Below are 23,598 nucleotides of genomic sequence, written 5' to 3'. Positions count from 1 at the left end.
CACGCGCGTCATCGCGGCCCCCGCCCACCCGGGCGGGGGCCGCCGCGTTCGGCCGCGGTGTTGTCCGGTCGCAGGGCTGTCCGGTCGCAGGGTTGTCCGGTCGCAGGGTTGTCCGGTCGCAGGGTTGTCCGGTCGCAGGGTTTGTCGGCCCGGCCGCAGGCTTGTTCGACCGTTTCGGCCGTTCGGCCGTGCGGGGAGGAGCCACGTGCCAGGCTGCCGGGATGAGCGACAACGGGGTACACGGGCGGGTGCGGGCGAGCTACGACACGGTGGCGGAGGAGTACCGGAAGCGGATCGGGGGCGAGCTGGCGTTCAAGGTGATGGACCGGGCGCTGCTCGGGGTGGTGCTGGAGGAGGCCGCCGGAGGCGCGGTGGCGGACCTCGGGTGCGGGCCGGGGCACATCACCGGATGGCTGGGCGAACGGGGGGCGGCGGCGGTCGGGGTGGACCTGTCGCCCGCGATGGTGGCGGTCGCCCGGCGGGAGCACCCCGGGGCGGAGTTCCGGGTCGGCGACCTGCTGGCGCTGCCCGCCGCCGACGGGGAGTTCGCCGCCGCGGTGGCGCTCTACTCGGTGATCCACCTCGAACCCGGCGAGCTGCGGCCCGCCTTCGCGGAGATGCGGCGGGTACTGCGGCCGTCCGGGGTGCTGCTGGTCTCGTTCCACCAGGGCACCGAGGTGACGACGCTGGACCAGTGGTGGGGCCACCGGGTGGACGTGGACTTCCGCTCCCTGGAGCCCGACACCGTCGCCGGCCTGCTGACGGAGGCCGGTTTCACCGTCACGGCCCGGCTGGAGCGCGACCCGTACCCCGAGGAGGCGCCGACCCGCCGCGGCTATCTGCTGGCCCGTCGGACCTGACCGGACGGGTGGCGGACGGGCATCCCGGACCCCTCGGTCGTCCGTCCGCGCAGCACCTGGTTTTTGACCAGCGTTTCCCGGCCGGTGTATACGTTCGCCGCCGCGGACAGGCATACTGGCCAGGACGGGCGCTTTGCCCAACTGTGACGTATGACTCTAGACGAGAAGGGACCGGTGGCCAGGGATGCTGCGTAACGGTCTGGAGCCCTGGCACGTGCTTGTCGTGCTGGCTGTCGTGATCCTCCTGTTCGGGTCGAAGAAGCTGCCGGAGATGGCCCGCGGCCTCGGCAAGTCGATGCGGATCCTCAAGGCGGAGACGAAGGCGATGCGCGAGGACGACACTCCCGCCACCGCCGACGCCGCGCCGGGTACCGCCCAGAGCACCGCCGCCCCGGCCCAGCCGGCCGCCGAGCCCCGCCCGGCCGCCGTCAACCCGACCAATGTGACCAAGGCCACCGAGACGCCCCGGTCCACCACCGCCTGACCTGCGGCGGTACTAAGCCGACCGAAGCCCCCGCCCGACGGCGGGGGCTTCGTCGTGTCCGGCCCGGCAGCCGTACCGGTGCTCGGCCTCCAGCCCTCGACCTGACCGAACAACCCCGACGGAACGGGCCCCACGGAACAGGCCCCACGGAACAGCCCGGACGGAGCAGCCCGGACGGCGGGCCGGGCCGCACCGGGGCAGGCTGGCCGGGATGTCCGCGAACGAGCAGCCGCCGCCGACCCCGCCCCTGGTGCATCCCGACCCGCGGGCCTGGGGACTGCTGCTGGGCTCGTTCGCCCTGCTGATGCTCGGCTACTTCACCCTGCCGCTGCGCGCCCTGGGCGACGACCACCCGCTGCTGAGCTGGGTGCTCTTCGCCGCGGTGCTGACCCTGCTGACCGGGCTGCTGCTGGCCCGGATCGTCGACAGCATCCGCGGCACCGGCCGCCATCCCGGCGTCTGGCTGGCCTTCCTGATCTGCTTCTCACTGACCGTCTTCGCCGGCACCTACTACGTCCTGGCCGACCGTCCGGGCGAGTTCGACGGGCTGGTGACCCGTCTGGACGCGCTGTACTTCACGGTCGTCACGATGGCGACCATCGGCTACGGCGACATCACCGCGTCGGGCCAGGGGCCGCGGCTGGTGGTGCTTCTGCAGATCGTCTACAACTTCGTCTTTCTGGCGGCGGCGGCCGGCGCTCTGAGCCGGACGGTCCGCTCCGGGATGGAGGTCCGCGCCCACCGCTCCGAGGACGCCCCCGGTCCCCCTCCCGGTCACCGGCTCGGCCACGGCCACGGCGGCCGACCGGGCCCCGGCCCGGGCCAGGGTCGGCGCAGCCGGGGCCTCCTGCGCGGCCGCAAGCACGACCAGGGCGGCGGCGGGCGCAGGAGCGGTGGGCACGAGGGCGGCTAGGAAGGACCGGGGTCGACCACGCGGAGCCGGTTGATCGCGCCCGACCGCTCCCGTGGCCACCGCCCGACTGGACCACCCGCCCGAGCGGACCACCGCCCGACCGGACCGTCGACCGACCGGAACGACGCCCGGCCGGGCGGCGCATCGTCAGGCCGGGACGAGGCCCGGCTCGCCGGCCGCCACCGCCCAGGAGGCGGAGGTCCGCACCGGCGACTCCCGGACGGCGATGCTGTCGACCGTCCGGGCGTCCGTCAGCCACCGCTCGCGGTCCACGTCCAGGCGCAGATAGCCGTGGCGCAGGCCGTCGAAGTACCGGACGTGCGGGTTGAGCGTGGGGTTGAGCGCCTTGAGCGGCGCGTCGAACGCGACCGGGAAGTCCGAACTGACGCTGGTCGCCGTGAACTCGACCGCGACCGGCGCGGCCGCGAGGTCGTCGGGGTCGATCCGCAGGTCACTGAACCAGGAGGAGTGGATGTCACCGGCCAGCACCACGGGGTTGGCCACCGCCGCGTCCCGCAGGAAGCGCAGCAGCCGGGTGCGGGCCGGGTCGTAGCCGTCCCACTGGTCGAGGTTGGCGAGCGGAGGCAGCGGGTGGGCCGGGTCGAGGAAGTTGGGGAAGCGGATCCGGCTCATCATCACCTGCTGGGCGATGACGTTCCAGCGCGCCCGGGAGCCGGACAGGCCGCGGCGCAGCCACTGCTCCTGCTCGGCGCCGGTCAGGGTGCCGGCGGTGTTGCCCAGGCCGTCCGCGGCGGGGCCGAAGTCCTGGGAGTGGCCGCCCGGTTGGTCGGTGCGGTACTGGCGGGTGTCGAGCACGTTGAGGCGCAGCAGGTCGCCGAAGTCGAAGCGGCGGTACAGGCGGTAGTCCGGCGAGCCGGTGCGGTACGGGTTCCGCAGCGGCATGTGCTCGTAGTAGGCCTGGTAGGCGGCGGCGCGCTCGCGGGCGAGGGCGGCGGTGTCCTGGTGGCGGGCGCCGGTGTCGTCGACCTCGTCGACCAGGCCGGCGTAGTTGTTCTCGACCTCGTGGTCGTCCCAGGTGACGATCCAGGGGAAGGCTGCGTGCGCGCCCTGGAGGGCGGGGTCGGTCTTGTACAGCGCGTGCCTGGCCCGGTAGTCGGCCAGGGTGAGGAGCTGGCCGAGCCCGGGGGTCTCGGGGGTGGTGTGCAGGCGGTCCGGGTACTGGCTGTGCGGGTCGGTCTCGTAGATGTAGTCGCCGAGGTGCACGACGGCGTCGAGGTCCTCGGCGGCCAGGGCGGTGTACGCGGGCCAGTAACCGTTCTGCCAGTCCTGGCAGTTCACCACACCGAGGCGGAGCCGGCCGGGGTGGGCGCCGGCCGCGGGGGCGGTGCGGGTGCGGCCGGACGGGCTCAGCCGGCTGCCCGCGCGGAAGCGGTACCAGTAGTCGCGGCCGGGCTGGAGCCCGCGCACGTCGACGTGCACGCTGTGCCCGCGGCCGGCCTCGGCGGTGGCGACGCCGCGCCGGACAACCCGGCGGAAGCCCGGGTCCGCCGCGACCTCCCAGGCCACCGGCACCGAGCGGGGGCCCATGGCGGCGGCGTCGAAGGGGTCGGCGACCAGCCTGGTCCACAGGACCACGGCGTCCGGCAGCGGGTCGCCGCTGGCCACACCGAGCAGGAACGGGTCCCGGCGGATCGGTTCCGCGTGCGCCGTACGGATGTTGAGCGCCTGGGCGCCCACGGCGACGGCCGCGCCGACCAGCAGGCCGCGGCGGCCGATCGCGGCGGCCCGGGGCCGCCCGGGGGCGGACGGCGACGGCACCGGGAACACCTGGGACAGCGGGGACGAGGGGCTGGGCGGCGGGGACGACGGGGACGGCAGCGGGGACGGGGACGACGGCACGGGAGACCTCCTGCAGCTGTTGCGCACGGGTGACACCACGGCCGGCAATTCCATCAGACGGGGATGGAGCGCCCCGTGAACAGCAGACGACGTCTTCGCCCTTTCACCGCTCCGGCCAACGGAGTTGACCCGGCGACAGCGGCCCGGCAGCGGTCCGGCCGACCGTCGCTACTGGCCGGCTCCCGCCGCTCCGCCGCCCTTCCGGCGCAGGGACATCAGGAGCAGGAAGACGGCCGACAGCACCGCCGCCACCCGCAGCACCCCGGGCGCGGCCTCCCACATCGTGTGGGAGCCCTGCTCGCCCGGCGGCGGGGCCACACCCCAGCGGCCCTGCGCGCGGCCCCAGTAGAAGAGCGAGCTGCCGCTGATCACCATCAGCGGGATCCCGAACACCGCCAGCTTCCGCGTGAAGTCGGACAGCTGGCGGGACAGGTAGCCCAGCGCCCAGCCGATCAGCATGGCGATCAGCTGGCCGGTGACGGCGCCGCCGACCAGCACCGCGGCGGAGAGCAGCAGCAGGAGCGAGGGGCGCCGCCCGCCGGGGGCCTTGGCCGGACCGCCCTTCGCGGCGGGCGCGCCCCCGGCGGGGCCCGCCCCGGCGGGACCGTTCTTCCCCCGGGCCGGGGCCTTCTTCCCGCCCGTTCTCTTCCCGGCCGGCTCCTTCCCGCTGCCCTTGGCCCTGCCCTTCCGGCCGCCCTTCCCGGCCGCCCCGCCCTCCGTCGGCGCCGCGTCCCCCGCGTCCGGCGCCGCCGGGTCGCCCTCGGCCGCGTCCCCGCCCGCCCCTGGCGCCGAACCGGCGTCGGCGGCGGTCCGCTGCTCCGGGATCGGACGGTTGGAGGCGAGCGGGCCGTCCCCGAAGTCGATGGTCACGTAGTCCCAGTCGCCCGTGCTCACGGCGCGGTAGGCCGGCGGCAGCGCCTCCGGGTCGGCGGGGGCGTCCTCGACCGGCTTCGCCGTCCACGGCGAGCCGCCGGCCCGGTCCGCGCCCCGGCCCTGGTCCGCGCCCCGGTCAGCACCACGGTCCCGGCCCCGGTCCCGGCCCTGGTCCCGGCCGGAACGCGTAGGAGGCGGCAGGAACGCGACCGGCGACCCGGACGACCCGCCGGACGTCCCGCCGTCCGACCCGCCGGACGGCGGCCCGGCGGGACGCGGCGGCTCCTGGGGGCGCGGCGGGACGGCGGGCGCCGGCTCCCCCGCGTACACGCTGTCCCCGTCGCCAGTTCCACCGGTGGCCCCGACACCCCCCGGCGGCTCACTCCAGGGCCCCTGCTTGCGCCACCACTCGCCGTCCGACATCCCCACGCACCCCGCCTCGCCCGTACCCGTTGCCCGTACCCGTTGCCCGTACCGATGGCCGGTACCGACCGCCCGTACCGATCGCCGCCCCGAACCGGACCCGCCACCCGTCCCCGGACGCGGCGTCAGCCCCGCCGACCGTGACGGTACCCACCCGCCGCCCCGCCACGCGAGCCGGAACGCCACCCGGCCGCCCCCGCGGTACCCGCCGACGCCCCCGGATCCACCGGCGCCGGGGCCCTCCCGCCCCGCCGCCGCCCGACTAACCTAGGTCGAATGACCACACAGCAGGGCCCACAGCGCCAGGCCAAGTCCCCCGCGGGCGCCCGCACCCTCGCCGAGGAGCTGCGCGCCCGGCCCGACGACGACCTGGTCGCCCTGCTCCGGTCCCGGCCCGACCTGCTCAACCCCGTGCCCGGCGACCTCACCCAGCTCACCGCCCGGCTCTCCTCCCGCGCCTCCGCCCTGCGCGCGCTGGAGCGCCTGGACCGCTTCACCCTGCAGACCGCCGAGGCCCTGGCCGCGCTCCCCGACGCCTCCTCGCCGGCCGCCGTGCGCACCCTGCTGACCGGACCGGCCAAGGTGAAGCCGCACCCCGAGGCCACCCCGCTGAGCGCCGCCGACCGCGCCGCCGTCGCGGCCGCGCTGCCCCGCGCCCTGGCCACCCTCCGCGACCGGGCCCTGCTCTGGGGTCCCGACAACGGTCTGCGCCTGGTCATCGCGGCCCGCGAGGCGCTCGCGCCGACCGCCGCCAACCCCGGCCGCACCGGCCTCGGCCCGACCTTCGCCGAGGCGAGCGCCGGCATGTCCCCGGCCCGGCTCCAGCAACTGCTCGCCTCCGCCGGGCAGCCCGCGACGCCCGACCCGGTCACCGCCGTCGCCGCGTTCACCGACCTGCTCGGCGACCGCGCCCGCTGCGAGGCCCTGCTCGCCACCGCCCCCGAGGCCGCGCTGCGACTGCTCGACCGGCTGGTCTGGGGACCGCCCACCGGCACCGTCCCGGACGCCACCCGCCCGGTCACCGCGCAGGACGCCCAGAGCCCGGTCGAATGGCTGCTGGCCCGGGGCCTGCTGCTGCCCACCAGCCCGGGCAGCGTCGTGCTGCCCCGCGAACTCGCCCTGCACCTGCGCGGCGGACGCTCGCACCGCGTCGTCGAACCGCTCCAGCCCGAGCCCGCGCCCACCGCCGCCCCGCGCGATCCCGGGACGGTGGACGGCGCGGCCGCCGGGCAGGCACACGCCGCCGTCCGGACCGTCGAGGAGCTGCTGGAGCTCTGGGGCCTCACCCCGCCGACCACCCTGCGCGCCGGCGGCCTCGGGGTGCGCGATCTCAAGCGCACCGCCCAGGCCCTGGAGAGCACCGAGCAGATCACCGCGTTCTGGCTCGAACTCGCCCACGTGTCCGGCCTGTTGGCCCCGGACGGCGAGGTCGACGAGCACTGGGCGCCGACACCCGGGTTCGACGAGTGGCTGCGCCTGGACACCGCCGGACGCTGGACCGTGCTCGCCCGCGCCTGGCTCGCCACGACCCGCGTCCCGGCCCTGGCCGGCACCGCCGACGGCAAGGGCAAGCAGCGCGCCGCGCTCGGCCCCGACCTGGACCGCACCCTCGCCCCGTCGGTCCGCCGTGCCGCCCTGGCCCTGCTCGCCGAACTCCCGCCCGGCACCGCGGCGACTCCCGCCGACCTCCTGCCCACCCTGCGCTGGCAGCGCCCGCTGCGCGGCGGGCCGACCGACCCCGACGGCCGCGACCTGCGCGAACACCTGGTCGGCTGGACCCTGGCCGAGGCCGAACTCCTCGGCGTCACCGGCCGCGGCGCCCTCGCCGCCCCCGCCCGCGCGCTGCTCACCGCCGAGGCCGATCCCGCCACCGTGCTCGCCCCGCTGCTGCCCCAGCCGCTCGACCACGTGATCCTCCAGCCGGACCTCACCGCGATCGCGCCCGGCCCGCTGCTCACTCCGCTCGCCCAGGCGCTCGCGCTCTGCGCCGACATCGAGTCCAAGGGCGGCGCGACCGTCTACCGCTTCACCCCGGAGTCGGTCCGGCGCGCCCTCGACGCCGGGCGCAGCGCCGCCGACCTGCGGGCCTTCCTGGACCAGCACTCCCGCACGCCGCTCCCGCAGCCGCTCGGCTACCTGATCGACGACGTGGCCCGTCGGCACGGCCTGCTGCGGGTCGGCGCCGCCTCGTCCTACCTGCGCTGCGACGACCCGTCCCTGCTGAACGAGATCCTGGCCGACCGCCGCTCCGCCGACCTGCGGCTGCGGCTGCTCGCGCCGACCGTGCTGGCCGCCCAGGCCGCGCCGGACGTCGTGCTCGGCACGCTGCGCTCGATGGGGTACGCGCCGGCCGCCGAGTCCGCCGAGGGCGATGTGCTGATCACCCGCCCGGACAGCCACCGCACCCCGCCCCGGGCGGCGCCGGTGCCCGTCCCGGACGGCCCGCCGACCCCGGACGACACCCTGCTCGCCGCCGCCGTCAAGGCGATCCGGGCCGGTGACCGGGCCGCCACGGCCGTCCGCCGCGAGCCCGCCGCCGCGTCCGGGCGCCGGCTGCCGCGCACCGCCGCCGCCGAGACCCTGGCGACCCTGCAGACGGCGGTGCTGCTCGGCGAGCGGATGTGGATCGGCTATCTCAACGCGGAGGGCCTCGCCAGCCAGCGGATCGTCGACCCGGTGAAGGTCGAGGGCGGCTACGTCACCGCCTTCGACCACCACGACGGCGAGCTGCGCACCTTCGCGCTGCACCGGATCACCGGAGTCGCCGAACTCGACGAGTGACCCGCCGGCTCAGTGGCCCTGCTGGGCCGCCTGCTCGGCCTGCTTCTCCTTCATCGCCTTGTCGGCCATGGCCGCGAGGTCGCCCTGCCCGACCGGCATCACGGAGTTCGCCCCGGCCAGGTCCGCGAGCAGGAACCCGGGCGCCGCCAACAGCCCGCCGGGCCCCTCGCCGACACCCGCGACGGCGTGCGCGGAGCCGGCCGAGGAGGCGGTGGCGGCGAAGGCCGTACCGGCCAGGGCGAGAGCGGTGAGGACACGCTTCGACTTGTTCATACGCGGATCAACGAGCCACTCCCGCCACGGTCACCCCCCGCGTCCCCGGCCGCACGGGCCGTGCCACCGGTTGACGCCCCGTCCCCACCGGCGTAGTCCGGAACACGGGGGTGACGAGAGGAGTCATCATGCTCGGCGATCTCATCGGCCGGAACGACAACCGGGACACCGGCCGCCGCGTCCTCGACGCCGGGGACGGCCACGTCGTGGTCGAGGTCTCGTTCGAGGCCGACGGCAGCTACTACGGCACCGCCGTCAAGGGCTTCGGCACCTACGAGTCGGAACTGCGCGCCGACGGCAGTCTGCGCGGCGAGGGCCAGGGCGTCGACATGACGGCCGACGGCCAGAGCGTCACCTGGCGCGCCCACGGCATCGGCCACTTCACCGAGGGCGGCGGCACCAGCTGGCGCGGCGCCCTCTTCTTCTCCACCGCCTCGTCGCAGCTCGACCGCCTCAACCACATCGTCGGCGTCTTCGAGTACGAGGCCACCCCGGACGGCAAGTCCACCGGCGCCTACTACGAGTGGAAGTAGCCGCTCGCCGAGGGCGGTCCCGGCCACCCGGCCGGATGCGCGACACTGGAGGGTCGGTGTACCGCAGGATCTGCGGTCCCGACAGACCTGTCAGCCAGTGGAGGGCTTCCCCGCGTGAACGACGGACCGCTCATCGTCCAGAGCGACAAAACTCTTCTCCTGGAGATCGACCACCCCAGGGCCGCCGAGTGCCGGCGGGTCATCGCGCCCTTCGCCGAGCTGGAGCGGGCGCCGGAGCACGTGCACACGTACCGGGTGACACCGCTCGGGCTGTGGAACGCGCGGGCCGCGGGCCATGACGCCGAGCAGGTCGTCGACGCCCTGGTGACCTACTCCCGCTACCCGGTGCCGCACGCGCTGCTGGTCGACGTGGCCGACACGATGGCCAGGTACGGGCGGCTGCGGCTGACCAAGCACCCCACCCACGGCCTGGTGCTGAGCACCACCGACCGCCCGGTGCTGGAGGAGGTGCTGCGCTCCAAGAAGATCGTGCCGCTGGTCGGCGACCGGGTCGACCCGGACACCGTGGTCGTGCATCCGTCCGAGCGCGGCCAGATCAAGCAGGTGCTGCTCAAGCTCGGCTGGCCCGCCGAGGACTTCGCCGGCTACGTGGACGGCGAGGCGCACCCCATCGAGCTGGACGAGGACGGCTGGAGCCTGCGCCCCTACCAGGCGCAGGCGGTCGAGGGGTTCTGGCACGGCGGCTCGGGCGTGGTCGTGCTGCCCTGCGGCGCCGGCAAGACCCTGGTCGGCGCGGCGGCCATGGCGCACGCCAAGTCGACCACGCTGATCCTGGTCACCAACACCGTCTCGGCCCGCCAGTGGAAGCACGAGCTGGTCAAGCGGACCTCGCTGACCGAGGAGGAGATCGGCGAGTACAGCGGCACCAGGAAGGAGATCCGCCCGGTCACCATCGCGACCTACCAGGTGATGACCACCAAGCGGAAGGGCGTCTACGCCCACCTGGAGCTGTTCGACGCGCGCAACTGGGGCCTGGTCGTCTACGACGAGGTCCACCTGCTGCCGGCCCCGGTGTTCAAGTTCACCGCCGACCTCCAGGCCCGCCGCCGGCTCGGCCTGACCGCCACCCTGGTGCGCGAGGACGGCCGCGAGGGCGACGTGTTCAGCCTCATCGGTCCGAAGCGCTTCGACGCGCCGTGGAAGGAGATCGAGGCCCAGGGCTACATCGCGCCCGCCGACTGCTGCGAGGTCCGGGTCACCCTCACCGACTCCGAGCGGCTCTCCTACGCCACCGCCGAGCCGGAGGAGCGCTACCGGTTCTGCGCCACCACGGCGACCAAGCGCCGGGTGGTGGAGGCGCTGGTCAAGAAGCACGAGAAGGACCAGACGCTGATCATCGGCCAGTACATCGACCAGCTCGACGAGCTCGGCGAGGTCCTGGACGCCCCGGTGATCAAGGGCGAGACCAGCAACGCCCAGCGCGAGAAGCTGTTCGAGGCCTTCCGCAACAAGGAGATCGGCGTCCTCGTCGTCTCCAAGGTGGCCAACTTCTCGATCGACCTGCCGGAGGCGACCGTCGCCATCCAGGTCTCCGGGACCTTCGGCTCCCGGCAGGAGGAGGCCCAGCGCCTCGGCCGGGTCCTGCGCCCCAAGGCGGACGGCCACTCCGCCCACTTCTACTCCGTGGTCGCCCGGGACACCGTCGACCAGGACTTCGCGGCCCACCGCCAGCGCTTCCTCGCCGAACAGGGCTACGCCTACCGCATCATCGACGCGGACGACGTGCTGTAGCGGGCGGCGCGGGGGCCCGGCGCGCGAGGGCCCGTTACGCGGAAAGCCCGGCAGGGCGGTGCGCTCAGTAGGGCGGTGCGCTCAGTAGCGGACGCCGTCGCGGCCGAGGAGGATCACGCGCGCGGCGGTGTCCAGGGCGATGCCGACGTTGCGGACGGTGGTGGCGAGGGGGTTGCGGCGGCGGCCGTTGGCGGCGGTGGCGCCGGACGGGGCGGTGCGGGTGCGGTGCTGCGATGTGCTCATGCATTCCACGGTAGGCACCCGAACGGCCGCCGCCATCACCCCGAAGGCCGTACCCGACGGGACGGAGGTCGTCCTCGCGGAGTACGAAGGCCCCGAGTCCGTCAGGGCTGGATCCCCGAGGCCGACGCGGCTAGGATCGTCCGTCTGCCCCCTCCCGAACCGTGGTACCCGCTGTAGTCGCGCGGGCAGCCGGGGGAGGTGCCGACCGCACGGCAACCGGTCGGCTGTATCCACTGTGAGCTCCTACGATCCGCTGTGCCCGGTTTCCGGGGGCAGCCGGGAAGGTTCGCTGTGCCCGCCACCCCCACCACCGACCCCCTGCAGCGCGAGCGGGACCACCTGGCCGCGTCCAGGTCCGCCCTGCGCTCGATGCGCGAGGACGTCGAGTCCCTGGACATCCGCGACGTGACCGGCACCTGGGTCACCGCCGTCGTGCTGCAGAAGCAGATCGAGGCCCGGATCGCCGCCCTGGCCGACCTCTCCCACACCCCGCTGTTCTTCGGCCGGCTCGACTACCTGCACGCCATCGGCGAGGAACTGAGCGAGGGCTCCGGCGGGGACAGCTTCTACATCGGCCGCCGGCACGTGCACGACGCCCACGGCGACCCGATGGTGATCGACTGGCGCGCGCCGGTTTCCCAGCCGTTCTACCGGGCCAGCCGCACCGCCCCGATGGACGTCGAGCGCCGCCGCCGCTTCGGCTACACCGGCGGCGAGCTGACCGCGTACGAGGACGAGCACCTCACCGATCCGGCCGAGGGCGACACCGCCTCCGCCCTGCTGGCCGCCGAGATCGAGAAGCCGCGCGTCGGCCCGATGCGCGACATCGTGGCCACCATCCAGCCGGAGCAGGACGAGATCGTCCGCGCCGACATCTCCGGCACCCTCTGCGTCCAGGGCGCGCCCGGCACCGGGAAGACCGCCGTCGGCCTGCACCGGGTGGCGTACCTGCTGTACGCGCACCGGGAGCGGCTGGCCCGCACCGGCACCCTGGTGATCGGCCCGAACAACGCCTTCCTCTCCTACATCGAGCAGGTGCTGCCCGCGCTCGGCGAGCTGGAGGTCGCCCAGGCGACCGTGCAGCAGTTGGTCGGGCATGTCGAGGTGCGCGGCGAGGACTCCCCCGAGGCGGCCCGGTTGAAGGGCGACGCCCGGATGGCCGAGGTGCTGCGGCGGGCGGTGCGCTCCGGCATCGCCCTGCCCACCGAGCCCTGCGTGGTGGTCCGCGGCTCCCGCCGCTGGCGCGTCCAGGTCCACGAACTGACGGAGATCATCGAGGAGTTGAAGGGCCGGGAGACCCGCTACGGCGCGGCGGCGGAGGCGCTGCCGCAGCGCATCGCGCACGCCGTGCTGTTGAAGATGGAGCAGTCCGGCGAGGCCCCGGACGACCGGGTGCAGGACGCGGTGGCCCGCAACGCCGCCGTGAAGGCGACGGTCAAGCAGTGCTGGCCCCCGGTCGACCCGGCCAAGCTGGTGCTGCGGCTGCTGTCCGACCCGGAGTTCCTGGCCGGGTGCGCGGAGGGCGTGCTGACGGCCGAGGAGCAGGCCGCCGTGCTGTGGCCCCGGCCGGGCCGTTCGGTGCGGACCGCCCGCTGGACCTCCGCCGACGCGGTGCTGGTCGACGAGGCGACGGACCTGGTGCGGCGTACCGCCTCGCTCGGGCACGTGGTGCTGGACGAGGCGCAGGACCTCTCCCCGATGCAGTACCGCGCGGTCGGCCGCCGCTGCAGCACCGGCTCGGCGACCGTGCTCGGCGACCTCGCCCAGGGCACCACCCCCTGGGCGACGGCGAGCTGGCCGGAGGCGCTGCACCACCTGGGCAAGCCGGCCGCGCACATCGAGGAGCTGACCAAGGGCTTCCGGGTGCCGGAGGAGGTCATCGCGTACGCTTCCCGGCTGCTGCCGTCGATCGCCCCGGGTCTGGCGCCGGCCGGTTCGGTCCGTGACGCCCCGGGCTCGCTGACGGTCCGCCGGGTCGACCCGGAGGAGCGGACCGGGGCCGTGGTCGAGGCCTGCCTGCGGGCGCTCGGCAAGGAGGGTTCGACCGGTCTGATCGCCGCCGACGCGAGGGTCCCGCTGCTGTCCGAGGCGCTGACGGCGGCCGGGCTGCCGCACCTCGCCCCGGGCGCCGAGACCAGCGCGGAGGCCCGACTGACCCTCGTGCCGGCCTCACTGGCGAAGGGTCTGGAGTACGACTACGTGGTGCTGGACGAGCCGGCCGCGGTGGTCGCCGGCGAGCCGGACGAGCGGACCGGGCTGCGGCGGCTGTACGTGGCGCTGACCCGTGCGGTCTCCGGCCTGGAGGTGCTGCACGCCGAGCCGCTGCCCGCGCAGCTGGGTTGAGCCCGACGGGCGACGGCGGGGCGGCGGCGGGGCGGCGGCAACCGCCCGGCCGGCGCCCCGCCCGTCGCCCGGCCACTGCTCAGCCGTCGATCAGTGCCCGCCACTCGGCGACCTTGGCGACGTCCACCGGCGACTGCCAGCCGTCGACCCGCACCGCGCCGCCGACGTGGAAGGCGTCGAAGCCCGCTCCGCGCAGCCCCGGCAGGTGCTCGGCCCGCAGACCGCCGCCGATCAGGATCCGCTGGGTGTAGCCGGGCTCGCCGGCCCGGGCCAGCTCGGCCAGCAGGACGTCGAGCCCCGCGTCCACGCCGCCGGCCGCGCCGGAGGTGAGGAAGGTGTCCAGCCCGGGCAGCGCGCCGACGGCGGCCCGGACGGCGGCCCGGTCGGCGCTGTGGTCGATCGCCCGGTGGAAGGTCCAGCGGCAGCCGGCGATCGCCTCGGCGACGGCCTCGGTGGCGGCCAGGTCGACCGCGCCGTCGGCGTCGAGGAAGCCGAGGACGAACTCGTCGGCGCCCTCGGCCCGGAGCGCGGCGGCGCGGTCGCGCAGCGCGTCCAGGTCGCCGGGGGCGAAGCCGTCCCGGATCCGGAGCATCACCCGGAGCGGGAGGTCGACGGCGGCCCGGATCTTGGCGAAGTCCTCCACCCCGGGGGTGAGGCCGTCGGCGGCCATGTCGGTGACCAGTTCGAGCCGGTCGGCGCCGCCCGACTCGGCGGCCTGGGCATCCTGGGGCGTCAGCGCGATGACTTCGAAAATTGGTCTAGACATATTACACAGAGTGCCACATCGCCCCGGCCCCGGCGAGCCCCGTGCGCCCACTTGGCCGGACCACGCGCACGCCCCGGAAAGCGCGGACGGCACGCCCCGGAAAACGCGGAACAGCGCGCCCGGGAGGACCCGGAACGGCACACCCCGAAAACGCGGAACGGCCGGACGGCCCGGGCCCGCACCCCGGTCGTCCGGCCGTTCGGAGCGGCGAGGCCCCGGCCGTCCCCGCTCAGGCGAGGCTCCGGCGACCTCCCGCCCCGGTATCGCGGTGCAGCAGCCCACCGGCCACCATCATCGCCACCAGGACCAGGCCCACCACCGGCATCAGCCGCCAGACCCCGCCGATCGACTGCCAGATCCGGAACAGGCTGAACATCAGGGTCAGCGGCAGCACCGCCAGCCCCATCGCGGCCGGGACCAGCCGGTCGCGCGCCACGAAGAGCAGCGCCAGCAGCGGGACGAGCACCAGCGCCGCGCCCGCCCTTCCGTCCGTCAGCACCCAGGAGCTGTAGAAGTCCTCCGCCACCAGGAGCAGCCCGCCGCCCGCGGCCGCGGCCAGCACCATCGCCCGGTCGCTCCAGGTCGGCCGCCGCCGCAGCAGTTCCTGGGGCGCGAACGCGAACAGCAGTCCGGCGAACAGCTGCGGGGTCGCCTCGCAGGACTTGTTGAACATCAGCCAGAAGTCGGGCTCGGCCAGCACCGCCAGCGCCACCCCCAGCGCCCCCACGGCCGCCAGCGCGACGGCCGCCGTCCGGGCGAGCCGCCACCGGCCGGTCAGCACCGCGCCGACCAGCAGCAGCGGCACCAGCAGCGCGCCGTAGTACCAGGCGTGGAAGGGGACCTGCGCGGCCCGGTCCGGCATCTCCCACATCCAGTCCGGGGCCCGGCCGGTCGCGTCGTGCAGCACCCGGGTCACCCCCAGCCCCGCGACCGCGCCGGCGATCAGCGGCGCCGCCAGCGCGAACAGCCGCCCGGCGGTGGACGAGGAGGTCAGGCCGGTGCGCATCCGCAGCCCGTACGCCCCGAGGTCGAGCACCTCGCGCGCGGTGGCGAGCTTGCCGCCCTCGGCCGTGGAGTCGGCGAAGACGGCGGACATCTCGTCGCCGCGCTCACGCCGGTAGCGGGCCGGGTAGAGCCGGAGCGCGGCCCGGAACGCCACCGGGTCCGTCGCCCCCGGGAAGAACTGGATCGTCATGCAAATGCCTCCCTGACCTTGAAGAACGCGAGCTTGCCGCCCCCGGCCACGGGACGGACGGCGGCCGGCCGGGCGGTCGGCTCGCGGACGGCGGCCAGCCGCCTCTGGGCCTCCTCGGCGACGGCGCTCAGCCGCTGCGCCTCGGTGGTGAGCGCACCGCGCCCGCCCTCGGTGAGGGCGTAGGTGCGCCGGGCCCGGCCGTCGACGATCTCCTCGGCCGCGACCTCGATCAGCCCCTGCTGCAGCAGCCGGTCCAGCGCGCCGTACAGGGTGCCGGTGCGCATCGTCACCCGGCCGTCCGAGATCGCGGAGATCTCCTGGATCAGCGCGTAGCCGTGCCGTGGGGCGTCGGCCAGCGCGGTGAGCAGGAGCAGCGTCGGCTCTTGCATCGCCCGTTCAGTCATGGAGCTACATATACCTTTCGTCGACATATCATGTCCAGCGGAATCTTTGGCGCCGCGGCCCGGCCCAGCAGAATGGCGCCATGCCGGAAGCCGACGCCCCCGCCACCGAGGACCTCCTCACCGCCTGGACCGCCCTGCTGCACCGCTGCGGCGCGGCCACCGACCCCGGACCTGCCGGGCTGGAGCTGCTGCGCCGCTGGTCCGAGCCGCAGCGCCGGTACCACACCGTCGACCACCTGCGCGCGGTGCTGGGCCACATCGACACGCTCGCCGAGCACGCCGACGACCCGGACGCCGTCCGGCTCGCCGCCTGGTTCCACGACGCCGTGTACCGGCCGGACCGCTCCGAGAACGAGGAGCGCAGCGCCGCCCTGGCCGTCCGGGCGCTCGGCGGGAGCGGGCTCCCGGCGGCCCGGGTCGCGGAGGTCGCCCGGCTGGTCCGGCTGACCGTCACCCACCACCCCGAGCCCGGCGACCGCGACGGCGAGGTGCTGTGCGACGCCGACCTCGCGGTGCTCGGCGGCGCGCCGGCTGCCTACGCGGCGTACGCGGCGGCCGTCCGGGAGGAGTACGCCTTCGTGCCCGGGCCGGACTTCCGCGCCGGGCGCGCGGCGGTGCTGCGCCAGTTGCTCGCGCTGCCCGCGCTGTACCGCACGACCACCGCGCACCGGCGCTTCGACGCCCCCGCCCGGGCCAACCTCGCCGCCGAGCTCGCCGAGCTCACCGGGCCCACCGAACAAACCGGGCCCGCCGAACACACCGACCCCACCGGGCCTGAGGCACCGGGCGCAAGCGGCTGACGGCGCCCGAAGGCGCCCGCGGGCCCGTACCGGTGACCGACCACCGGTACGGGCCCACCGTCAGCCCGGCCTCAGCGGGCCGTCAGCCCGCCCGCCGCGCCAGCGGCAGCCGGCCCCGGCTGAAAGCGGCCGCCCCCAACCCAGCCACCACCGGCAGCACCACCGTGATCAGCACCAGCAGCCCCCAGGGCGCGGCGAACGGCACCGCCGGCGCGCCGAGCTGCCCGGACGCGTGCGACCGCAGCAGCCCCAGCGCGGGCACGAACCCGCTCACCGTGCCCAGCACCGCGCCGATGCCCGCGATCAGCGTGCACTGCAGCCCGGCCTGGATCCGGTTCATCCGCGGCGGCGCACCCACCGCGGCCAGCGTGGCCCGGTCGTTGCGCGAGTCGGCGGCGGCCAGCCCGGTGGCCACGGCCGCGGCGCCGAGCACCACCACCACGGCGAACCCGCCGAGCGCGAGGGTGTTCATGTCCCCCTTCGGCTGGTAGCCGCGCTCCACCGCCAGCTGGGCGTACGGGGCGAGCTGGGCCACGGCCGCCTCGGCGCGCTGCTGCGCCTTGCGGTCGGGCGCGAGGTCGGGACGCCAGACCGATCCGTTGGGGCTGGGCGTGAGTCCGGCCTTGCGCACGGCCTCCGGGCCCATCAGCACCGCGCCGTACCGGGCCGCGTCGGGGTTCTCCACCAGGACCGCCTCGACGGTGACCTCGATCCGCTCCGTTCCCGGCACCTGTCCGGGCTGGACCGGTCCGCCGGCGGCGCCCTGCATCGTCAGCGTCGCCCGGCCGTCGTTCACGTAGGCGCGGTCGAAGACCACCGCCCGGCCCGCGGCCAGGGCCTCCTCGGCCGCCCGGTCGCGGACGCCGAACAGGTTGTGCAGGACCGTCTTGTCACCGGACAGCGCCCGGCTCCCGGCGTTGCCGTGCTCCAGGCGCGCACCGGACCCCTTGACCTGCACCCTGCTGGAGCAGTTGTCGCAGAACACGTAGGTCACGTCCTGGACGTCGGCGCGGGCGCCCAGGTCCGGCAGGGCCTGCTCGACGGCGCGGCGCAGCCGGACCGTCTGGGGGCTGCCCGGAGCCGCCGGGGCGTCGAGCACGACGGCGCCCAGCGGGGCCGCCGGCCGGTAGGAGGCCCGCTCCTGGGCCTCGGTGCCGGTGCTGTAGACGCCGACGGCGACGGCTCCGGCGACGGCGGCCATCACGGCGGCCACGGCCGGCGCGGTCCGGCCGCGGTGGCGGGCCGAGTCGCGCAGGGCGAGCCGGGGGCCGAGCGGCAGCCGGCCGGCGAGCCGGCCGAAGAGGGCGATCAGCATCGGGGTGAAGAACAGGATGCCGACCTCGGCGGTGGCCGCGCCGGCGAGCACCGAGAGCGCCCGCTTGTTGAGCCCGCCGAGCACCGGCATGGTGCCGCTCTGGTAGGTCCCGGCGCCGTACAGCGCCACCGCCGCACCGGCGCCGACCAGCAGCAGGCCGAGGACCGGCAGCAGGCGGCTGGGCGTGGCCACGGTGTCGCGGCCGGTCAGACCGGCCACCACGTCCCGGCGGGCCGCCTGGACCGCGGGCAGCACGGCGGCGGCGAGCGCGGTCAGCACTCCCACGGCGGCGATCGCCAGCAGGTCGAGCGGCGCGATCGCGAAGTGGCCGAAGCGGCTGCCGCCCGCCCCTTCCAGCCAGGGCCGCAGCGCGGCGACCAGGCCGGTGCCGAGCGCCACCCCGAGGGCGGCTCCGGCCAGTCCGAGCACCAGTCCGCCGCCGAGCACGATGGCGCGGATGTGGCCCCGGTGGCCGCCGGCGGCGCCGACGAGGGCCAGCTGCCGCCGGGAGCGCCGGGCGCCGACCGCGAAGGCCGGTCCGGCCAGCAGGGTGACCTCCAGCAGCGCCATGCCGATCACGGTGACCAGGATGACGGTCCGGTTGTCGCTCTCGGGGGTGCTCCACCGGTTGGCGTCGTAGGGGACGGCCGAGGTCGGCGGCGGGTCGAGGGCGACCGCCCGGGAGCTCACGGTGAAGCCGTACCGGTTGAGCTTCTGGACGGCGGCCCAGTCGAGTCCGGTGCCGGCGGGCAGCCGGACCAGCCAGCGCTCGGTGCGGACGCCCTCGTCCCGGCCCGCGGCGACCGGTCCGCCCGGAGCGTCCGGAGCGGCGGCGGCCGCGGCGGCCAGCGGGGAGATCACCTGACCGGGCCGGGCGACCAGTTCGACCTTCTTGAGCTCACCGGGGTGCTCGACCACACCGGTCAGCAGGAACGGGGTCTGCTCCAGTCCCTTGACCGTGGTGGAGTCGCCGAGCCGCAGTCCGGCCTCGTCGAGGAAGGCCCGGGTGACGGCGGCCTCGTTGCGCGCGGCCGGCGCGCGGCCCTCGACCAGGTCGAGCCGTCCCGACCAGACCGGATCGGTCAGATCGGCCTCGGCGGTGGAGGTGGTGAACAGGCCCTCCCGGGTCGAGGCGCTCACCTCGGGCCCGGGCGTGGCCGGCAGCAGCACCGAGGCGGACGGCAGCAGCCCGCCCAGCAGTTCGGCCGAGGTCGCCGCCGCGGCGGCCGCGGGGGCGGAGGCGGGGTCGGTCCGGGCCTCCGGCAGCACCAGGACGCCGTCCTCGGCGAAGGGCGCCTGCTCGACGGAGCGGCCCGGGCGGTGGGCGGAGACCAGGGCGTCCGCCCCGCCCATCAGGCGCTCGACCCGCTCCGCGGGGGTGAGCGAACCGCTCTGGTGCACGATGTCGGCGCCGGTGACACCGAGCACCGGCAGCGCGACCATGGCGATCACGAGGGCGCTGCGGCCCTTGGCCTTCAGGGCGTCGCGGCGGGCGATGCGCAGCGCGACGCGCAGGGCGGAGAGCTTCATCGCCGTCCGCCGTTCCCACCGGCGAGCAGCGGGTGCGCGGCCTGCCCGACGCCCCCGTCGACGACGCCGCCGTCGTTCAGGACGACCACGCGGTCGGCCCAGACGGCGTGGCGGGCGTCGTGGGTGACCATCATGGCCGCGGCGCCGGCGTCGCAGCGGGCCCGCAGCACGGCCAGCACGGCCTCGCCGGTGGCGGAGTCGAGCGCGCCGGTGGGCTCGTCGGCCAGGACGAGCCGGCGGTCGCCGACCAGGGCCCGGGCGATCGCGACGCGCTGCTGCTGGCCGCCGGAGAGCTGCTCGGGGAAGCGGTCGGCCAGGTCGGGGATGCCCATCTCGCGCAGGGCGGTCAGGGCCTCCCGGCGGGCGGTCCGACCGGACACCCCGTCGAGCTCCCGGGGCAGGGAGACGTTCTCGGCCGCGGTCAGCGCCGGGACGAGGTTGTAGTCCTGGAAGACGTAGCCGACCGAGCGGCGGCGCACGGCGGCCAGCCGGGTGCGGTTCAGCCCGCTCAGCTCGACGCCCTCGACCAGCACCTGCCCGGCGCTGGGCCGGTCGAGGCCGCCGGCCAGCGTGAGCAGGGTGGACTTGCCGGAGCCGGAGGGCCCCATGACGGCGACGAACTCGCCGGCGTGCACGGCCAGGTCGACGCCGCGCAGGGCATGCACCTCGGCCTCGCCGTGCCCGTGCGTCCGGGTGACAGCGCGCAGTTCGAGGACCGGACGGGCCGGATCGGGCTGGGACATGGTTCTCCCCACTCATTGCCGAAAAGAAGGACTCGGACGGACTATATATGTCGGTGGACTGCATATACAGTCCAGCGGGTCCCATCGGCACAAAAAAACCGCCGCCGCACCCGGAGGTGCGACGGCGGAACGGAGGAGGAAGCATCGGCGGCTACAGCCCGCCCACCGCCGCCACGACGGCGCCGCGCTTGCCGCACACCCAGTGCGGCTCCGGCCCCAGCTCCGGTTCCACGCCCAGCGCGTGCGGGTCGCCGTCGGCCGCGCAGTCGGCGCACAGCGGCCAGCGGCCGTGGCTCTCCAGCAGCGCGTCCTGGACGTCCTGGGCGACCAGGCCCAGCACGTACTCGGCGCCGTCCGGCCACTGCTCCAGCCACCAGCGCCGGTGCGTCACGGCCTGCTCCACCAGGGACACCACGGCGGGGTCGGCGGCCTCCCGCGCGGTCAGGTCGGCCAGGATCAGCGCCCGCGCGGTGTGCAGCGCCGTCTCGATGTCGTCTGTCGTAGCCATCCGTCCAGTCTCCCAAAGAACGCCCGGCGACCGGGAACCCGCGAACCCCCACCCCGGGGCACGTCCCGAGGAGAGGCCCGGGGAGCGGCCCCGGGAAACGCCGCGAGGGCGGCTCCCCGTCGGGGAACCGCCCTCGCGGACGAAAGACCTGCCGATCCGATCGAAACGATCAGGATCAGAAGTCCATGTCACCGCCCGGCATGCCGCCGCCGGCGGCCGCGGAGGCCTTCTCCGGCTTGTCGGCGATGACGGCCTCGGTGGTGAGGAACAGCGCCGCGATGGAGGCGGCGTTCTGCAGCGCGGAGCGGGTGACCTTGGCCGGGTCGATGATGCCCGCGGCGACCAGGTCGACGTACTCGTTGGTGGCGGCGTTCAGACCGTGACCGGCGGGGAGGTTGCGCACCTTCTCCACCACGACGCCACCCTCGAGGCCGGCGTTGGTCGCGATCTGCTTGATCGGGGCCTCCAGCGCGACCTTGACGATGTTGGCACCGGTGGCCTCGTCGCCCTCCAGCTCCAGCTTGTCGAAGACGACCGAGGCCTGCAGCAGCGCGACGCCACCACCGGCGACGATGCCCTCCTCGACAGCGGCCTTCGCGTTGCGGACGGCGTCCTCGATGCGGTGCTTGCGCTCCTTGAGCTCCACCTCGGTGGCCGCGCCGGCCTTGATGACGGCCACGCCGCCGGCCAGCTTGGCGAGGCGCTCCTGGAGCTTCTCGCGGTCGTAGTCCGAGTCGCTGTTCTCGATCTCGGCGCGGATCTGGTTCACCCGGCCGGCGACCTGCTCGCTGTCACCGCCACCGTCGACGATGGTGGTCTCGTCCTTGGTGATGACCACCTTGCGGGCGCTGCCCAGCAGGTCGACGCCGGCGCTCTCCAGCTTGAGGCCGACCTCCTCGGAGATCACGGTGCCGCCGGTGAGGATGGCGATGTCCTGGAGCATGGCCTTGCGGCGGTCGCCGAAGCCCGGGGCCTTGACGGCGACGGACTTGAAGGTGCCGCGGATCTTGTTCACGACCAGGGTCGACAGGGCCTCGCCCTCGACGTCCTCGGCGATGATGACGAGCGGCTTGCCGCTCTGCATGACCTTCTCCAGCAGCGGCAGCAGGTCCTTGACCGCGCCGATCTTGGAGTTGGCGATCAGGATGTAGGGGTCCTCGAACGAGGTCTCCATACGCTCCAGGTCGGTGGCGAAGTAGGCCGAGATGTAGCCCTTGTCGAAGCGCATACCCTCGGTGAGCTCGAGCTCCAGACCGAAGGTGTTGCTCTCCTCGACGGTGATGACGCCTTCCTTGCCGACCTTGTCCATGGCCTCGGCGATGAGCTCGCCGATCTGGGTGTCGGCGGCCGAGATGGAGGCGGTGGAGGCGATCTGCTCCTTGGTCTCCACGTCCTTGGCCTGGGCCAGGAGCTGGTCGGAGACGGCGGCGACGGCCTTCTCGATGCCGCGCTTCAGGGCCATCGGGTTGGCGCCGGCGGCGACGTTGCGCAGACCCTCGCGCACGAGCGCCTGGGCGAGCACGGTGGCGGTGGTGGTGCCGTCACCCGCGACGTCGTCGGTCTTCTTGGCGACCTCCTTGACGAGCTCCGCGCCGATCTTCTCGTACGGGTCCTCGAGCTCGATCTCCTTGGCGATGGAGACACCGTCGTTGGTGATCGTGGGGGCGCCCCACTTCTTCTCCAGAACGACGTTGCGACCCTTGGGGCCGAGCGTGACCTTCACTGCGTCAGCAAGCTGGTTCATGCCACGCTCAAGGCCGCGGCGAGCTTCCTCATCAAAGGCGATGATCTTAGCCATCTGAAGTGGTCCTCCGGGACACGGTCGACTGCTCGGACCAAGGGGTGCCCGCGACGGACGGCCCTGGTGTGCGGGGGTCCATTCCCCTACCGCTCCCTGGGGCCTCACCGACCCGGTCCGCTGTCACTCTCAAGCTGTGAGTGCTAACGCCAATGATTAGCACTCCGGGTGGGTGAGTGCAAGCCCAATCGGGCAATCCGCGAGCCGCGCCGCCCGCCCCGCGCACCCGCCCGGGGGCGCCCCGGACCGCCTCCGAGCGGCCCGGATCCCGACCGCGCCGGGATCTCCGCGGCCGACCCGGACACGGCCCCGGGGCGCCGGACACGGCGGCGGACACGGGGCGCCGGACACGGCGGCGGGCCCGTACGACCGAGGTCGCACGGGCCCGCCGTGAGAATCAAGAGGTGCACCAGCCGATGGGCCGAGCAGAACTCCCGGGTGTCGGAAAGGTCAGACCGCCGCGCGGACCATGTCCGCCTGCGGACCCTTCTGCCCCTGAGAGATCTCGAACTCGACCCGCTGGCCCTCCTCAAGGGTGCGGTAGCCGTCCATCTGGATCGCGCTGTAGTGGACGAAGACGTCCGCACCACCGTCGACCGCGATGAAGCCGTAACCCTTCTCCGCGTTGAACCACTTGACGGTGCCCTGAGCCATTCCGAACTCCCCTAGTGCTGTGCTGGCCCTTCACGCGCCCGCAGGTCTGCGGGCCCGGGTCTGGTTGGAGGCCGGCCCGGGGAACCCCCCCTGGGCACAGCCGCGCACGCCGCAATCCTCCCGATGACGCCGAACGGCATCCGGCGAACGGGCGATTGCGTCGACCGCGGCTGAATGTATCCGGATCGACGCCCTCTGCAACAGGGTCAATGGCGGGGAATTCACCCGCGGCACCGCAGGACAGGACGGGAGCAATCGGGATAAAGTAATGCATTCTCCGCCGGACATAGCGGACGTATTACCTGAAATCCCCGCCAGAATTCTGACACCGGCCTGACATGTATTCAGGTTCCGGGCCCGTCCGGGCTCTCGCCGGGCAGGAGCCGGCGGCGCTGGCGGTGCGGTGGATTCGTTCCCGGACCAGGGCGGCGGGCGCGCCCTGTTCCCGGTCCAGCGACACTTTACTCCGCCCGGGACCGAAGATATTCCCGCCAAAATGCGCACGGCCGTGGGGGGGCGGGGCCGGCCGGGGGCGGCCGGCCCGCGG

General features: G+C 74.7%; 20 protein-coding genes. 8 read left to right on the top strand and 12 right to left on the bottom strand.

Annotated elements, in window-relative coordinates:
- Nucleotides 1-221: 221 nt before the first annotated feature.
- The 3 genes from SM793_RS11140 to SM793_RS11130 all read left to right on the top strand — a co-directional run bounded on the left by SM793_RS11140 (nucleotide 222) and on the right by SM793_RS11130 (nucleotide 2,257).
- Nucleotides 222-860 carry a methyltransferase domain-containing protein gene (locus SM793_RS11140; protein ID WP_320437942.1) on the top strand — a complete coding sequence of 213 codons (639 nt, stop codon included), beginning with the start codon at nucleotides 222-224 and terminating at the stop codon, nucleotides 858-860.
- Nucleotides 861-1,044: 184 nt separating this feature from the next.
- Complete coding sequence (tatA, locus tag SM793_RS11135) at nucleotides 1,045-1,344, top strand: Sec-independent protein translocase subunit TatA (RefSeq protein WP_320437941.1); 300 nt, start codon at nucleotides 1,045-1,047, stop codon at nucleotides 1,342-1,344.
- 211 nt (nucleotides 1,345-1,555) lie between these two features.
- The gene (locus SM793_RS11130) at nucleotides 1,556-2,257 is read left to right on the top strand and encodes a potassium channel family protein (RefSeq protein WP_320437940.1); all 702 of its coding nucleotides are present in this window, start codon (nucleotides 1,556-1,558) and stop codon (nucleotides 2,255-2,257) included.
- Nucleotides 2,258-2,404: 147 nt separating this feature from the next.
- Here the strand turns inward: SM793_RS11130 and SM793_RS11125 are convergent, their stop codons facing one another.
- Together SM793_RS11125 and SM793_RS11120 are read right to left on the bottom strand one after the other, a co-directional pair.
- A complete protein-coding gene (locus SM793_RS11125; RefSeq protein WP_320437939.1) occupies nucleotides 2,405-4,117 on the bottom strand; it encodes an alkaline phosphatase D family protein in 1,713 nt (570 codons plus the stop codon).
- 168 nt (nucleotides 4,118-4,285) lie between these two features.
- Entirely contained in the window at nucleotides 4,286-5,320 is a 1,035-nt protein-coding gene (locus SM793_RS11120; protein WP_320437938.1) for a hypothetical protein, read from the bottom strand.
- A gap of 369 nt (nucleotides 5,321-5,689) precedes the next feature.
- On the opposite strand from SM793_RS11120, the gene SM793_RS11115 reads away from it, so the two are divergent.
- Entirely contained in the window at nucleotides 5,690-8,194 is a 2,505-nt protein-coding gene (locus SM793_RS11115) for a helicase C-terminal domain-containing protein (RefSeq protein ID WP_320437937.1), read from the top strand.
- A 9-nt stretch (nucleotides 8,195-8,203) separates the two neighbouring features.
- Here the strand turns inward: SM793_RS11115 and SM793_RS11110 are convergent, their stop codons facing one another.
- The gene (locus SM793_RS11110) at nucleotides 8,204-8,467 is read right to left on the bottom strand and encodes a hypothetical protein (RefSeq protein WP_320437936.1); all 264 of its coding nucleotides are present in this window, start codon (nucleotides 8,465-8,467) and stop codon (nucleotides 8,204-8,206) included.
- Between the two features lie 128 nt (nucleotides 8,468-8,595).
- Between SM793_RS11110 and SM793_RS11105 the strand changes: the two genes are divergently transcribed.
- Entirely contained in the window at nucleotides 8,596-9,000 is a 405-nt protein-coding gene (locus SM793_RS11105; protein WP_320437935.1) for a hypothetical protein, read from the top strand.
- Between the two features lie 114 nt (nucleotides 9,001-9,114).
- Entirely contained in the window at nucleotides 9,115-10,752 is a 1,638-nt protein-coding gene (locus SM793_RS11100; RefSeq protein ID WP_320437934.1) for a DNA repair helicase XPB, read from the top strand.
- Between the two features lie 81 nt (nucleotides 10,753-10,833).
- On the opposite strand, the gene SM793_RS11095 is transcribed toward SM793_RS11100, so the two are convergent.
- Nucleotides 10,834-10,995 carry a hypothetical protein gene (locus SM793_RS11095; protein ID WP_320437933.1) on the bottom strand — a complete coding sequence of 54 codons (162 nt, stop codon included), beginning with the start codon at nucleotides 10,993-10,995 and terminating at the stop codon, nucleotides 10,834-10,836.
- 291 nt (nucleotides 10,996-11,286) lie between these two features.
- On the opposite strand from SM793_RS11095, the gene SM793_RS11090 reads away from it, so the two are divergent.
- Complete coding sequence (locus SM793_RS11090) at nucleotides 11,287-13,338, top strand: AAA family ATPase (RefSeq protein ID WP_320437932.1); 2,052 nt, start codon at nucleotides 11,287-11,289, stop codon at nucleotides 13,336-13,338.
- A gap of 79 nt (nucleotides 13,339-13,417) precedes the next feature.
- On the opposite strand, the gene SM793_RS11085 is transcribed toward SM793_RS11090, so the two are convergent.
- The 3 genes from SM793_RS11085 to SM793_RS11075 form a co-directional block, all read right to left on the bottom strand.
- On the bottom strand, nucleotides 13,418-14,104 hold the full coding sequence (locus SM793_RS11085) for a copper homeostasis protein CutC (protein ID WP_053645572.1): 687 nt from the start codon (nucleotides 14,102-14,104) through the stop codon (nucleotides 13,418-13,420).
- Between the two features lie 229 nt (nucleotides 14,105-14,333).
- A complete protein-coding gene (locus SM793_RS11080) occupies nucleotides 14,334-15,299 on the bottom strand; it encodes a hypothetical protein (protein WP_320437931.1) in 966 nt (321 codons plus the stop codon).
- Nucleotides 15,296-15,703 carry a PadR family transcriptional regulator gene (locus SM793_RS11075; RefSeq protein ID WP_320437930.1) on the bottom strand — a complete coding sequence of 136 codons (408 nt, stop codon included), beginning with the start codon at nucleotides 15,701-15,703 and terminating at the stop codon, nucleotides 15,296-15,298. The genes SM793_RS11080 and SM793_RS11075 overlap by 4 nt, the downstream gene beginning before the upstream one ends.
- A gap of 80 nt (nucleotides 15,704-15,783) precedes the next feature.
- Between SM793_RS11075 and SM793_RS11070 the strand changes: the two genes are divergently transcribed.
- Nucleotides 15,784-16,503, top strand: a complete 720-nt coding sequence (locus tag SM793_RS11070) for a hypothetical protein (protein ID WP_320437929.1) — start codon at nucleotides 15,784-15,786, stop codon at nucleotides 16,501-16,503.
- An 82-nt stretch (nucleotides 16,504-16,585) separates the two neighbouring features.
- Here SM793_RS11070 and SM793_RS11065 read toward each other — a convergent pair whose 3' ends face one another.
- From SM793_RS11065 to SM793_RS11045, 5 genes are all read right to left on the bottom strand, one after another.
- Nucleotides 16,586-19,348, bottom strand: coding sequence for an ABC transporter permease (locus tag SM793_RS11065; protein ID WP_320437928.1), 2,763 nt, complete (start codon nucleotides 19,346-19,348; stop codon nucleotides 16,586-16,588).
- A complete protein-coding gene (locus tag SM793_RS11060; protein WP_320437927.1) occupies nucleotides 19,345-20,091 on the bottom strand; it encodes an ABC transporter ATP-binding protein in 747 nt (248 codons plus the stop codon). The genes SM793_RS11065 and SM793_RS11060 overlap by 4 nt, the downstream gene beginning before the upstream one ends.
- Before the next feature lie 151 nt (nucleotides 20,092-20,242).
- Nucleotides 20,243-20,599, bottom strand: a complete 357-nt coding sequence (locus SM793_RS11055) for a hypothetical protein (RefSeq protein WP_320437926.1) — start codon at nucleotides 20,597-20,599, stop codon at nucleotides 20,243-20,245.
- A gap of 175 nt (nucleotides 20,600-20,774) precedes the next feature.
- Nucleotides 20,775-22,397, bottom strand: a complete 1,623-nt coding sequence (groL, locus tag SM793_RS11050) for a chaperonin GroEL (protein ID WP_320437925.1) — start codon at nucleotides 22,395-22,397, stop codon at nucleotides 20,775-20,777.
- Nucleotides 22,398-22,847: 450 nt separating this feature from the next.
- Nucleotides 22,848-23,051, bottom strand: a complete 204-nt coding sequence (locus SM793_RS11045) for a cold-shock protein (protein ID WP_030289665.1) — start codon at nucleotides 23,049-23,051, stop codon at nucleotides 22,848-22,850.
- Nucleotides 23,052-23,598: the final 547 nt, after the last annotated feature.

It is taken from the genome of Kitasatospora purpeofusca, assembly GCF_034043715.1.
Taxonomy (GTDB): domain Bacteria; phylum Actinomycetota; class Actinomycetes; order Streptomycetales; family Streptomycetaceae; genus Kitasatospora; species Kitasatospora purpeofusca_A.
The sequence above is the reverse complement of the archived record's forward strand: the minus strand, read 5'-3'. Positions and strand labels throughout refer to the sequence as shown.

What these genes read in the sequence shown, in the direction of transcription:
- SM793_RS11085 (WP_053645572.1), bottom strand. Translation starts at nt 14,104, where the DNA reads ATGTCTAGACCAATTTTCGAAGTCATCGCGCTGACGCCCCAGGATGCC.
- SM793_RS11095 (WP_320437933.1), bottom strand. Translation starts at nt 10,995, where the DNA reads ATGAGCACATCGCAGCACCGCACCCGCACCGCCCCGTCCGGCGCCACC.
- SM793_RS11075 (WP_320437930.1), bottom strand. Translation starts at nt 15,703, where the DNA reads ATGACTGAACGGGCGATGCAAGAGCCGACGCTGCTCCTGCTCACCGCG.
- SM793_RS11105 (WP_320437935.1), top strand. Translation starts at nt 8,596, where the DNA reads ATGCTCGGCGATCTCATCGGCCGGAACGACAACCGGGACACCGGCCGC.
- SM793_RS11055 (WP_320437926.1), bottom strand. Translation starts at nt 20,599, where the DNA reads ATGGCTACGACAGACGACATCGAGACGGCGCTGCACACCGCGCGGGCG.
- SM793_RS11060 (WP_320437927.1), bottom strand. Translation starts at nt 20,091, where the DNA reads ATGTCCCAGCCCGATCCGGCCCGTCCGGTCCTCGAACTGCGCGCTGTC.
- SM793_RS11080 (WP_320437931.1), bottom strand. Translation starts at nt 15,299, where the DNA reads ATGACGATCCAGTTCTTCCCGGGGGCGACGGACCCGGTGGCGTTCCGG.
- SM793_RS11140 (WP_320437942.1), top strand. Translation starts at nt 222, where the DNA reads ATGAGCGACAACGGGGTACACGGGCGGGTGCGGGCGAGCTACGACACG.
- SM793_RS11130 (WP_320437940.1), top strand. Translation starts at nt 1,556, where the DNA reads ATGTCCGCGAACGAGCAGCCGCCGCCGACCCCGCCCCTGGTGCATCCC.
- groL (WP_320437925.1), bottom strand. Translation starts at nt 22,397, where the DNA reads ATGGCTAAGATCATCGCCTTTGATGAGGAAGCTCGCCGCGGCCTTGAG.
- SM793_RS11065 (WP_320437928.1), bottom strand. Translation starts at nt 19,348, where the DNA reads ATGAAGCTCTCCGCCCTGCGCGTCGCGCTGCGCATCGCCCGCCGCGAC.
- SM793_RS11070 (WP_320437929.1), top strand. Translation starts at nt 15,784, where the DNA reads ATGCCGGAAGCCGACGCCCCCGCCACCGAGGACCTCCTCACCGCCTGG.
- tatA (WP_320437941.1), top strand. Translation starts at nt 1,045, where the DNA reads ATGCTGCGTAACGGTCTGGAGCCCTGGCACGTGCTTGTCGTGCTGGCT.
- SM793_RS11115 (WP_320437937.1), top strand. Translation starts at nt 5,690, where the DNA reads ATGACCACACAGCAGGGCCCACAGCGCCAGGCCAAGTCCCCCGCGGGC.
- SM793_RS11045 (WP_030289665.1), bottom strand. Translation starts at nt 23,051, where the DNA reads ATGGCTCAGGGCACCGTCAAGTGGTTCAACGCGGAGAAGGGTTACGGC.
- SM793_RS11110 (WP_320437936.1), bottom strand. Translation starts at nt 8,467, where the DNA reads ATGAACAAGTCGAAGCGTGTCCTCACCGCTCTCGCCCTGGCCGGTACG.